Origin of the sequence: Streptomyces sp. NPDC050439 (genome assembly GCF_040655335.1) — a bacterium.
Taxonomy (GTDB): Bacteria; Actinomycetota; Actinomycetes; order Streptomycetales; family Streptomycetaceae; genus Streptomyces.
The window spans coordinates 497085-508533 of the sequence record NZ_JBFAJT010000004.1 but is presented as its reverse complement, the minus strand read 5'-3'; the positions used below and the strand labels follow the sequence as shown (position 1 = coordinate 508533).

Genomic DNA, 11449 nt, shown 5'->3' with positions numbered 1-11449 from the left:
GGGGCCAGGTGGAACTGGCGGTGCGCATCCTCAGGGCGCTCCGTCGCCGTGCGCGGAGGCCCGGCTGAGCACGCGCAGGCAGTGGAGCAACAGCACGCACGCGGCGGCGCCGCACGCGACGAGGGGGACGATGCCGGGCCCCCCGGCCCGGACCGCGCCCTCCACCGGAGCCGCGAGCCACGCACACCCGGGCAGGCGTCCCGCGAACACGGCGGCGAGCGAGGCCGCCTCCATCGCGCCGGCGGCCCCCAGCATCAGCAGGGGTGCCCGCGTGAACCCGTACGAGGAGAGCAGCCGGGCGAGGAGCAGCAGCGCGCCCAGCGCACCGGCGCCAGCGGAGGCCGGTACGCCATGGACGGCGGCAGCCCCCACGAGCAGGGCCCCCAGGGCGCACAGGTACAGCGCGACGCAGCCCAGCAGCAACGGCCGTACGGAAGCGGTGAATTCGGTGAGCCCCCGGCTGAGCGCGAGCCGTCGCCGTGCCCCCACGGCGAAGAGACGCACGCACCACATGGCGGGGGCCACCGCGAGCGAGAGCCCCAGGGCCGCGGCGATCGACGGCGCCCAGGGGCCGTCGGGCCCGCCGGATACGGCGGCCCGGGTGAGCCCGTCGCCGAACAGGGCGTACGCGACGAGAAAGCACGTCCACGCGCGCGTGGCCGGCACGACATGGTGCGCGGAACGCAGCGGTCCATGACGAAGGGCCACCCGGAGCGCGACGGCCACGGCGAGTGCTCCGCCGAGCCCCACCGCGTACCGCGCACGCCCCTCGCTCAGTTCGATCCCGACGGCGGTGAGCGCGCAGGCCACGCCCGGCAGCAGGGCGAACAGCGCCCACCCGGCGGGCACTTCGGGGGCGCGGCGTGCGGGGGCCGGCAGGGTGGTGCCGTGCTCTTCCTCGTCGCGCGGCACGCGCGCGTACATCTCCTCGGCGAGCGCGAACACGTCCCGGTGCCTGAAGCGCGCGGCGGTCCGGTCGGTCACTCCGTGCGCCTCGAGGCCCGCGGCGATCTCCAGCGGGTCGACGGCGCGCTCGCACAGCTCGCGATGCCGGTGCATCAGCGCCTTGACCGGGTCGACGCCACCGCGCCGCGCGGGCCTGGCGTCCGTCCCGGCACCACCCCCCGCGCCCCGCCAGGCCGCGGGCTCCCGCACCAGGGCGGCGTCGGCCACCAGGTCCTCCGACCGCGCGTCCCACCCGCCGGGGCTCCCCGGAGCCCGTGGCGCGTCGATCTGCTGTTCCTTGTTCATACGCCCGCCTCCTTCAACCGCTCAGGTCCGTCCGCCTCTTGGGCCCAGCGGGGCGCGCCGCCCGCGCCGGTGCCCGCGTCCCCGCCACCGGAGGCCACCGCCCACCGCCCCGGCATGTAGGCCTCCGCCGGGTTGCCGAAGGGCACCGGCTCGCCCGCGTCGTCGAGCGCCTCCCTGCGCACCGGGCAGTGCGAGACGATCTCCAGGTAGATGCCGCGGAAGGCTTCGGTGTTCTGCTCCACGGTGAACAGTTCGAGCGCCCGCGCACGCGCCGCCGCCCCGAGCCGGTCGCGCCTCCCGGCGTCACGCAGCAGCGCCACGCACGCCTCCGCGAGCGCCCGCGGATTGCGCGGCGGGACCACGAGTCCGGTGCCGCCGATGACCTCGACGACCGCGCCGACATCCGTGGAGACCGTGGCGCGCCCGCAGAACATGGCCTCGACCAGGCTGATCGGGAAGCCCTCGACGACGCTCGAAAGGACGACGACGCTGCCCGCGGCGTACGCGTCGGCGAGTTCGGGCACCTCGGGCGCGCCGATCTCCTCGAAGGAGACGGGGTTGTCCCCGACGGCGTGCGCGCCGTCCGCCTCGTCGGGGAAGAGCTGCGCCGCGAGCGCCTTGCAGTGGGCGAGGTACGCGGCCGCGTCGGGGCCTTCCGCGGGCGCCCCGACGATCCGCAGCCGGGCCTTGGGCTCCTCCTTGCGGATCTCCGCGAAGGCGTGCAGCAGGGAGATCAGGTCCTTGGCGGGCTCGATGCGGCCGACCCAGAGGAGGGTGTCGGGGTCGCCCGGGTCCTCCCGCTCGCCGACCTCCGCGAAGCGGGACGCCTCCATGCCCGGGTAGACCGTGCGCAGCTTCGACCGCTCGGCCCCGCACCGCTCCTGCCAGCGGCGGGCGTGCGTGTTGCCGGGGGTGATGACGGTGGCCCTGCGGTACACCTCGGCGGCGAGCTTGCCGTGGAAGGAGGTGAGCAGTGCCCGCGCCGGCGCACTGAGGGCCTCGTCGCCGGTCGCGAGGTAGTGCGCCCGCAGTTGCACGCCGTATTCGGTGACGAGGAGGGGTACTCCGGAGAAGTGCTGGGCGAGGAGGCCGGGGAGCGCCGCCGGGCCGCCGGACGTGGCGTGGCACAGGTCGACCGCGCCGAGGCCGTCGGCCCCGTACCAGTCGAGGGAGAGTGGTCGCAGCGCGCGTTCCAGGAGGCCCGCGACGGCGAGCAGGTCGGGTACGCGAGCGGTGCGCGCCGCGCGGAGTGCGCCGGGCGCGCGGCACGCGCCCTCCAGGGCACGCACAGCGGTTTCGGAACGCAGTGCCCCGACGAGTCCGCCTTGCTCGCCGGCGAGTTCGGCGAGGCCGTAGAGCGCGCTGCCGAAACGGTCCGCCAACGCTTCGGAGTCGCCGGAGGCGCCACCGGCGGCCCCCGTTCCGGAGTCGCACACCGCTGTGGCCAGTTCGCCGAAGATCTCCGCGAAGCGCCGCCGCGCACGGCGTCCGTAGCCGGCCCCGAAGGACGCTCCGTCGTCGGTCCAGTCGGCGGTCCACAGGGGCGCCGTCCGTACTCGGTTCACCTGGGGCGGCAGCTCGATCCAGCCCTGCTCCTCCTGCCGCTCGCTGCGGCTGAGCGCGTAGATGTCGAATTCGTGCTGCCCGAGCCCGCGCACGAGCCGGTCGCACCAGAGCCTGGCCTCACCGCTCACATACGGATAACCACCCTCCGTAAGCAATCCGATGCGCACGCGTACACCCCCGATCTCCCATGTGGGGAGCCGCCGTTGGACCGGCGGCTCGCAGCGGGATGAACGTATGCGGACATGCCGGTGGCGCGACGGACGGTTGTCCATCGCGCCACCAAAAGGGGTGAACGGCAGTAACTTTCTCGCCCCGGTAGCGTTCTGTCGCGCTATGCAGCCGGGAGAGCGCTCTTTCGCTACGGAGGGTTAAGCTGCGGCCAGCTCCCTGCGGGCCGCGCGGCGCCGTGCCGCGGCCTCGGGATCGAGCGCGGGCACGGCCGCCAACAGCTGTCTGGTGTACGCCTGTCGGGGCGCCCCGTAGACCTCGTCGACCGAGCCCTGTTCGACGATCCGGCCCTGCCGCATCACCGCGACCCGGTCGCTGACCTGGCGTACCACCGCGAGGTCATGGGCGATGAAGACGAGCGCGAGCCCGTGTTCCCGTTGCAGTTCGGCGAGCAGTGCGGTCACTTGCGCCTGCGTCGTCACGTCGAGCGCCGAGACCGGCTCGTCGCACACGATGACCCGTGGATCGGCGGCGAGGGCCCGCGCGATCCCGACGCGCTGACGCTGGCCGCCGCTGAACTCGTGCGGGTAGCGCCCGTAGTACGCCGGATCGAGCCCGACGCGCTCCATGAGGTCGCTCACGCGAGCGCGCACGACCGTGTCGCGCTCGCCCCGCGCACGCAACGGATCGGCGATGGACTCACCGATGGAGCGGCGCGGATTGAGCGAGGAGACGGGGTCCTGGAACACCATCTGCACGCCGCCCCGGGTGCCACCGTCCGTCGTCTTCTCGCCCGGCTCCCGCGCGTCCCCGTGGCGGATGCCTCCCGCCGAGGGCTCAAGGAGCCCCACCAGCATCCGGCCGAGGGTCGTCTTGCCGCTGCCGCTCTCCCCCACGACCCCGAGCGTCTCGCCCCGGCGGACCGTGAGCGAGACCCCGTCCACCGCGGCGAAGGCGCGCTTGCCGCGGCCGAACTCCTTGCGCAGGTCCACCGCTTCGAGGACGACGTCACCTTGCGCGTGCGCCGTGGGCGCCTGCCGCGGCGAGTCCACCCGGGGCACCGCCCCGAGCAGCTCTTTCGTGTACGCGTCCGCGGGCGTCCCGAGGACCTCCCGCACGGGGCCCCGCTCGACGGCCCGCCCGTACCGCATGACCAGGACGTCGTCGACGCTCTCCGCAGCGACGCCCACGTCATGGGTGACCAGGAGCAGCCCCATCCCGGTCTCGGCCCGCAGCGCGTGCAGCAGGTCGAGGATCTGGGCCTGCACGGTGACGTCCAGGGCGGTCGTCGGCTCGTCGGCGATCAACAGCTCGGGCTCGCAGGCCAGGGCCATGGCGATGAGCGCGCGCTGCCGCATGCCGCCGCTGAACTCGTGCGGCCGGGAGCGCGCCCTGCGCACGGCGTCCGGGATGCCCACCCGGTCGAGTACCTCGACGGCACGCGCGCGTGCCGCCCGGCGGGAGGCTCCGGTGTGCACGCGGTACACCTCGGCGATCTGGTCGCCCACCGCGTAGTACGGGTCGAGGGACGACAGCGGGTCCTGGAAGACCATGGCCGCCGTCCCGCCCCGCAGCCGCCGCAGCTCCGCACCGGACGCCTCCTGTACGTCGATGCCGCCGACCCGCACCGCGCCGCCGACGTTCGCCCCCGTGCCCCGGTGCAGCCCGAGCAGCGCGGACGCCACGGTGCTCTTGCCGGAGCCCGACTCGCCGACGAGACCGAGGGCGGCGCCCTTCTTCAGGGTGAAGGAGAGCCGGTCGACGGCACGGGTCTCCCCGAAGTCGACCACCAGGTCGTCCACTTGGACGAGGCTCGGGACCAGGCTCATGACAGGACCACCCTTCGGTCGGCCACCGCGTACAGCACGTCCGCGACGGCGTTGGCGAGCACCACGAAGAAGCCGGTCACCAGCACCATGCCGACCACGACCGGCAGATCGACGACCTTGACGGCGTGCACGAGTTCGCGCCCCATGCCGGGCAGCCCGAAGAGGGTCTCGCTGAGTACCGCGCCGCCGAACATCGACCCGAAGTCGTTGGCGCTCAGCGCGATGACCGGCGCGTACGCACCCCGCAGGGCGTGCTTGCCAATGATCGAGCGCTCCCCGACCCCGTACGCGCGAAAGGTCCGCACGTGGTCGTCGGCGAGGGTCTCCAGCATCGAGGCGCGGGTGAGGCGCGCGTACTTGGCGGCCTCGATCAGCGCGAGCGACAGCCAGGGAAGGAGCAGGTTCCACGCCCACTGCTGGGGGTCGTCGGTGAACGGTACGTACTGCGGGAAGGGCAGCCAGTTCAGCTGCCCGCAGACCACGATCATCAGCAGCAGGCCGATGACGAAGACGGGCGTGGCCGTGCCAGCGAGCGTGACGGCGGTCAGGACGCGCTCGGTGACGCGCCCGCGCCGCCAGGCGGACAGGACGCCGGTGCCGACGCCGAGGATCAGCCACATCACCATGGCGCCGAGCGCGAGCGACCCGGTGACGGGCAGCTTCGCCAGGATCAGCTGGGTGACCTGCTGGTCGCTCTGGTAGGAGAGCCCGAGGCAGGGGGCGTCGCAGTGCTCCACACCCGTGCCCGTCGAATGGTCCTGGCCGACGAAGATGCCCTCAAGGAAGTCCCAGTACCGGACGTACACCGGATCGTCGAGCCGCAACTGGTCGCTCACCTGCGCCACTTGAGCCGGTGAGCAGCGCGGCCCGCAGGTGATCTGGGCGACGTCACCGGGAGCGACGTAGAAGACCGCGTAGATGATCACGGAGATGGCGAGCAGCGTGACGAGGGCGCCCACCGAGCGCCGCAGAAGGAAGCCGGTCATGCCTCGCAAGGGGCTGCTCATGCCTTGCCCTCCCCCCTGTGCCCGGTGCCGATCCGCAGCCGCGACGCGGCCCGTGGGTCGAGCGCGGTCCGCACGCCGTCCCCGAGGACGGTCAGCGCGAGCACCGTCACGAACAGTGCCCCGGCAGGCAGCAGTAGGTACTGCGGCGCCGCCTGGTACCAGATGTCGGCCGAGGTGAGCATCTGCCCCCACGACGCGGTCGGCGGTTTGACGCCGACGCCGAGGAAGGAGAGCGCCGCCTCCACAGTGATGTTCATCGGGACGAGCAGCGCCGCGTACGTGATGACGGGGGCGGCGAGCCCCGGCAGGAGTTCGCGGCGCGCGATGCGCCAGGTGCTCCAGCCGCTGAGCCGGGCGGCGGCCACGTGATCGAGCTCCTTCAGGGTGATGGTCTGCGCGCGCACGATCTTGGCCGTGCTGCCCCAGGCGACGAGCCCGATGACCAGGGCCACCAGGACGGGGCGCGGGAATCCGCTGGGCACGACGGCCATCAGGGCGAGCGCGAGGACCATCAGCGGCATCGCGACGATGACGTCGGTGGCGCGGCTGAGCACCTGGTCGACCAGGCGGTTGCCGAGCCCGGCCGCGATGCCGACGGCGACGCCGAGCAGCACCTGCACGACGGTCGCGGCGAGCGCGACACCGAGGGAGACCCGCGCGCCGTACACGAGACGGGCGAAGAGGTCGCGTCCGGTCTGCGGTTCGACACCCAGCCAGTGCTCGGCGCTGATCCCGCCGAACGGGCCGATCGGCACGCCGCCGCGGCCGGAGTCGATGAGGTCGGGGTGGTACGTGCTGGGGTCCTGGCCCTCGACGGCGGCGAGCAGCGGTGCGGCGAGCGCGACCAGGACGAGCAGCGCGACGACGGCCGCCGCGACGAGGGCGGCACGCTGCGCACGCAGCCGCCGCCAGAACTGACGGGCACCGGAAGTCGGGGCGGGCGCCGTGGCGCCCGTCCCCGCTCCCGAGGCCAACAGGGCCTCGCTCATGGTGATGTGACCGGTAGCCCTTACTTGACCGCGACCTGGGAGACGTCCAGGACGCCCGTCCAGTCGCTGATCACGATGTTCTTGACGTCCTTGCCGTAGAGCCGCTTGTAGACGGGGTGGAAGAGCGGCACGGTCAGGGCCCGCTCGCCGATCTTCTTGTCGAGGGCGCCCCAGCGCTCGGCGGCCGCGTCGAGGTCGGTGAGCTTGTTGATCGCGTCGATCTCGTCGTTGACGGACTTGTCGTCGAGGAAGCCGGTGTTGAAGTTGGCGCCGTCCTTCACGATCTGCCGCCCGTCGAAGATCGGGGCGAGGAAAGGGCCGCCGGAGGGCCAGTCGGCTCCCCAGTGGGCGAGGAAGAGGCCCGGCTCGTCCTTGACGCTGTGGATCTTGTCCGAGTAGTCGTTGTCCTCAAGGCCCTGCAGCTTGACGGTTATCCCGGCCTTCTTCAGGGCGTCCTGGATCGCGGTGGCGATCTCCGGGCTCGTCTCGAAGTCCTTGGCGTTGGAGTGGGTCAGCGTGATGGTGAGCCCGTCCTTGTGCCCGGCCTCCTTCAGGAGCTCCCTGGCCTTCTTCGGGTTGCCGTTCGCACCCGCCGGGAAGTGGTCGTACTTCGTGTATCCGAAGGATTTCTGGTTCGGCAGGTACGTCGTCGCGGGCTCGGCGAGGGACGAGCCGCCGGCCGCGTTGACGACGGACGACCGGTCGACGGCGTACGAGACGGCCTGGCGCACCTTCGGGTCGTCGAAGGGCTTCACCTTCGGGTTGAAGGCCAGATAATTCGTGTATCCGAAGTGCCCGGTGCCGACCCGCGAGGCCAGTGCCTTGTCGCCGGTGACCTTGGCGAGTTCGGCGGGGCCGAGGTTCGTGTCGGTGGTCACGGCGGCGGCGTCCGCGCCTTGGCCCGCCGAGAGGCGCTGGTTGATGACGGAGGAGTTGAGGCCGGACCGCACGTCGATCGTGTCCGGGTAGGCCTTGCGCTCGGAGTCGGTCTTCGCCGACCAGTGCGGGTTGCGCTCCAGGATCAGGCGCTCGCCGTCGTTCTCGTTCTCGGCGACCTTGTACGGGCCCGAGGAGACCGGGTGTTCCTCGTACTTCGTGCCCTTGTCCTTGCTCTTGGGGACGGGCGTGAACTGCGTCTGCGTGGCCAGATAGGGGAACTCGCCCTCGGGCTTGTTGAGCCGGAAGACGATGGTCCGCTCGTCCGGGGTCTCGATGGAGTCGAGCCCGCCCTTGTCCTTGTAGGGCCCGGCGTACTTGTCGCCGCCGATCAGCCAGTCCCTCAAGTAGGGAGCCCCGCCCGAGAGTTCACCGGCGAAGGAACGCTCGATGCCGTACTTGATGTCGGCGGACGTGATCGGCGAACCGTCCTCGTACTTGAGCCCCTTCTTGAGGGTGTACGTCCACACCGTGGCGTTCTTGCTCGACTTGCCGAGGTCCGTGGCGAGGTCCGGCACGACCTCCGATCCCTTGGCGCCGTCCTCGCGGTTGCGGGTGGTCAGGGTGCGGAAGACGAGCGAGGGAACGTTGCCGCCGCCGGAGGTGTAGAGCCGCGCCGGGTCGAAGTCGACCTGCGGGTCGCTGTTGAGGACGGTGAGCGTGCCGCCCTTCGCGGGCTTGCCGTCGGCGCCGCCGCTCCCGGCGCCGTTGTCCTCGGGGCCCGCGCAGGCGGCGGCGCCCGCTGCCAGGACGAGGCTGACGGATGCCGCTGCCGCACGGCGGGCCAAGACGGACGATTGACGCATGGGAAAGGACCTCTCGGAGAAGCAAGCAGGGGAAAGAGAGCAGAGCTCGCCCCGGGGTCGCCGAAGAAGGTCAGTCAGGACAGCAGAAAGCGCACAGGTACAGAGAGCGCAGAGACTGCAAAAGGTCCCGAGAGAAAGCGACGCACGCGCCAGGGGCGGGCGTCAGCAACAGTGGACGTCGGACACGCAGAGCGCGGTCACGCCAAAGAGCGCCAGCTCAAGGGCGGCGCGCGAGGAGGCGTGACGAGGCGACATGCGGAGAAATATGAACGAACTTTCGGCGGATGTCAAAGCTGCTGATCGAAAGATGACCACATGACGAGCAGATCCGTCTCAACTCTTGGGAAAAGCCCAGGGGTTGGCCTTGCACTTGATTCCGTCGTGGTCGAGGAACTTCGTCTGCTGCTGCATGACCGGCGCGAGGTCGCCGTCCTTCGTGCAGTCCGTGTGATTGAAGCCCAGCCGGTGGCCGACCTCGTGATTGATCAGCATCTGCCGGTACGGGTGGATGCGGTCGCCGTAGGTCTTGGCGCCCTGCGCCCACCGGTAGGCGTTGATCATCACGCGCTCGGTGGCGGCGGAGTCACAGGAGACGTTCTGTTCCAGCGTGTTGAGCCCGGACTTCGCGCACCATTTCCCGGTCGTCCCCGGGCTCGCGAGCGTGATGACGAAGTCGGGCTTCCCCGAGGAGATCCGCTCGAAGGTCCGGCCTCCGCCGTGCGCCCAGCTCCGCTCGTCGTTCAGGGTCTTCTGCACGGCCGACGCGAACAGCTCGCCGTCCAGGCCCATCCCCTTCTCGACGTCCACGCGGTAGCGGAACAACTGCCCCTTGCCCGGCGCCTTGTCGAAGCCGGCCATCGCGTCGAACTTGCCGGACGCCGTGAGCTTGGCGTCGAGCGGGTACTTCTTGGCCATCTTCGTCTCGTACGTCGCCGGGGCGGACTCCGGAGGCGTGGGCCGGTCGTCCGAGCGGGACGCGTCCTCGCCCGCGGCACGGCTGTCCTGGCCCTTCGCGGCCCGGGGGGCGGCCTCGGGAGCAGAATCCTTTGGCCCGTCGGCCACTTGGCCGGCCACCACGACCGCGAGGACGGTCGTGACAGCGGCGGCGGCGATGCCGGCGAAGGCGCGGCCCTTGCCTCCCTTGCCGTCCTGGGCGTCGTCGTCCGCGAAGGCACCGGGGCCGTCGGCTCCGTCCGCTCCATCGGCGTCATCGGCTCCGTCGGCTCCGTCGGCTCCGTCGGCCCAGAGCTCTCCCCGCGCTTCCTCGTCCTCGTCGACCGAGCGGTCCCAGTCGGTGACGGAGGCGTACGGGTCGCGGGGCTGGGGTGTCCGCGGGGGCGGCGGCCCGGTCGGCGCCCGCGTGGCGCCGGTCGCACCGCTTCCGAAGAGGTCCTCGTCGGCGAACTCGTCGCCGAACGCGTCCACGTAGTCGCGGCGCGGCCCCGGCATACGAGGCGGCGCGGTCCGCGCTCCCGGCGTCCCGTAGGCAGCACCCATCCGCGGCCCGGCACCCCACGCCCCACCCGGCTCACGCTGCTCGGGGTGCCCGCCGCGGACGTGCGGCGTGCCGTGCGAGGGGGTGGCCTGGGGCATGCCGTGCGGCGGGGTGGCCTGCGGGAAACCATGCGGTGGCGTGGCCTGCGGAACGCCGTGCGCGGGCGTGCCGGGGTCCCCCGGGGCGCGTCTGCGGCGTCCCGTGCCGGGGCCGGGCGGGCGTGCGCCCTGCGCCGGCGGCAGGTCGCCGGTGTCCGTGTTGCTCGTACTGCCCGTGTTGCCCGTGTTGTCTGCGAGGTCGGTTGAACCCCGGCGGCTATGACGTCCCACTCGCCGCCTCAGCTCCCCGCGCCCGATTGACCGGATGCATGCAACTCGCCCGTGTCCGCGAGGAGTTCGCGGATCGCCGTGGCCACCGTATCCGGATACTCCATCATCGCCACATGCCCTGCGTCCGGCAGGGTGAGAAGCCGCGAGTCACGGAACGCCGCGGCGGCCTTGCGAGCCATGCGGTACGACACGAGCAGATCCTTGCCGCCGTACACCAGCAGCGTAGGCGCAAGGACTCGCTCCGCCTGCCGCCACAGGCCGTGCTGGCCGCCCAGCGTGTACGCGTTCACGATGCCGCGCGCCGAGCGGGCCATCGCGTCCCACATGTACGGCAGGGCGAGCCTGCGCTCCATCTCCCGCACCGCCGCGCTGTACCCCTCCGGCGAGACCCGGCCCGGGTCGCCGTAACAGAGCCCCATGACACCGCTGACCCGCTGCTCGGCCGTCCAGTCCTTGGTGAGCCTGGTGAACAGGGACGCGACGCCGGGCACCGCCAGAAGACCGGTCGGCACCGCCGTGCGCTGCACGCGGAGCTCGGGGAGCGCCGGCGAGATCAGCGTCAGCGTGCGCACCAGGTCGGGGCGGACGGCGGCGACGCGGGTGGTCACCGCGCCGCCGAGGGAGTTCGCGATCAGATGCACGGGCCCGTCTTCGCGCGAGTCCAGATAGCGGATCACCGCGCGCGCGTGCCCGGTGACCGAGTAGTCACCGTCGTCCGGCGGCGGCGAGTCGCCGAAGCCCGGCAGGTCGAGGGCCGCGCAGTCGACGACGTCCTCGAGGAGCGGCATCAGGGCCGACCAGTTCTGCGAGGACCCGCCGAGCCCGTGCACGTACAGCGCGGAGGGCAGTCCCTCGCGGACCGACGGCCTGGAACGCACCGAAAGCGTGAGCCCGGGGAGGGTGACCGAGTCGAGCCGCTCGCCGTCCGCGACCGCCACGACGCCCGGCTTGGGGGCGACGGTGGCGGCGATCACGTTCGGCAGCTCGGTCGAAGACATGCGGCAATGTTACGAGACGATCACACGGTGGTTCATGTGTTCGCCGTCACAGATCCGGCCGATCTCGCCCGGAGA

The 11449-nt window shown here is 72.0% G+C and carries 9 protein-coding genes; all 9 read right to left on the bottom strand.

Going from position 1 to position 11449, the window contains the following annotated elements; all coding sequences use genetic code 11:
• Positions 1-30: 30 nt before the first annotated feature.
• Positions 31-1251 (bottom strand): hypothetical protein, encoded by a 1221-nt coding sequence (locus AB0I66_RS19675; RefSeq protein ID WP_363209135.1) that lies wholly within the window; start codon positions 1249-1251, stop codon positions 31-33.
• Positions 1248-2984: a DUF3492 domain-containing protein gene (locus AB0I66_RS19670; protein ID WP_363209134.1), complete on the bottom strand. Its 1737-nt coding sequence runs from the start codon at positions 2982-2984 to the stop codon at positions 1248-1250. Before AB0I66_RS19670 ends, AB0I66_RS19675 begins: the two co-directional genes overlap by 4 nt.
• Before the next feature lie 201 nt (positions 2985-3185).
• Positions 3186-4814, bottom strand: a complete 1629-nt coding sequence (locus AB0I66_RS19665; protein ID WP_363209133.1) for an ABC transporter ATP-binding protein — start codon at positions 4812-4814, stop codon at positions 3186-3188.
• Entirely contained in the window at positions 4811-5800 is a 990-nt protein-coding gene (locus AB0I66_RS19660; protein WP_363209403.1) for an ABC transporter permease, read from the bottom strand. Before AB0I66_RS19660 ends, AB0I66_RS19665 begins: the two co-directional genes overlap by 4 nt.
• Before the next feature lie 17 nt (positions 5801-5817).
• A complete protein-coding gene (locus AB0I66_RS19655; protein ID WP_363209132.1) occupies positions 5818-6810 on the bottom strand; it encodes an ABC transporter permease in 993 nt (330 codons plus the stop codon).
• Positions 6811-6830: 20 nt separating this feature from the next.
• The gene (locus AB0I66_RS19650) at positions 6831-8552 is read right to left on the bottom strand and encodes an ABC transporter substrate-binding protein (protein ID WP_363209131.1); all 1722 of its coding nucleotides are present in this window, start codon (positions 8550-8552) and stop codon (positions 6831-6833) included.
• A 162-nt stretch (positions 8553-8714) separates the two neighbouring features.
• Positions 8715-8807, bottom strand: a complete 93-nt coding sequence (locus AB0I66_RS19645; protein ID WP_363209130.1) for an Ms4533A family Cys-rich leader peptide — start codon at positions 8805-8807, stop codon at positions 8715-8717.
• Positions 8808-8885: 78 nt separating this feature from the next.
• Positions 8886-10376, bottom strand: coding sequence for a DUF3152 domain-containing protein (locus AB0I66_RS19640; RefSeq protein WP_363209129.1), 1491 nt, complete (start codon positions 10374-10376; stop codon positions 8886-8888).
• A gap of 8 nt (positions 10377-10384) precedes the next feature.
• A complete protein-coding gene (locus AB0I66_RS19635; protein ID WP_363209128.1) occupies positions 10385-11374 on the bottom strand; it encodes an alpha/beta hydrolase in 990 nt (329 codons plus the stop codon).
• Positions 11375-11449 lie beyond the last annotated feature (75 nt).

What these genes read in the sequence shown, in the direction of transcription:
- AB0I66_RS19650 (WP_363209131.1), bottom strand. Translation starts at nt 8,552, where the DNA reads ATGCGTCAATCGTCCGTCTTGGCCCGCCGTGCGGCAGCGGCATCCGTC.
- AB0I66_RS19660 (WP_363209403.1), bottom strand. Translation starts at nt 5,800, where the DNA reads ATGACCGGCTTCCTTCTGCGGCGCTCGGTGGGCGCCCTCGTCACGCTG.
- AB0I66_RS19655 (WP_363209132.1), bottom strand. Translation starts at nt 6,810, where the DNA reads ATGAGCGAGGCCCTGTTGGCCTCGGGAGCGGGGACGGGCGCCACGGCG.
- AB0I66_RS19645 (WP_363209130.1), bottom strand. Translation starts at nt 8,807, where the DNA reads ATGTCGCCTCGTCACGCCTCCTCGCGCGCCGCCCTTGAGCTGGCGCTC.
- AB0I66_RS19675 (WP_363209135.1), bottom strand. Translation starts at nt 1,251, where the DNA reads ATGAACAAGGAACAGCAGATCGACGCGCCACGGGCTCCGGGGAGCCCC.
- AB0I66_RS19635 (WP_363209128.1), bottom strand. Translation starts at nt 11,374, where the DNA reads ATGTCTTCGACCGAGCTGCCGAACGTGATCGCCGCCACCGTCGCCCCC.
- AB0I66_RS19665 (WP_363209133.1), bottom strand. Translation starts at nt 4,814, where the DNA reads ATGAGCCTGGTCCCGAGCCTCGTCCAAGTGGACGACCTGGTGGTCGAC.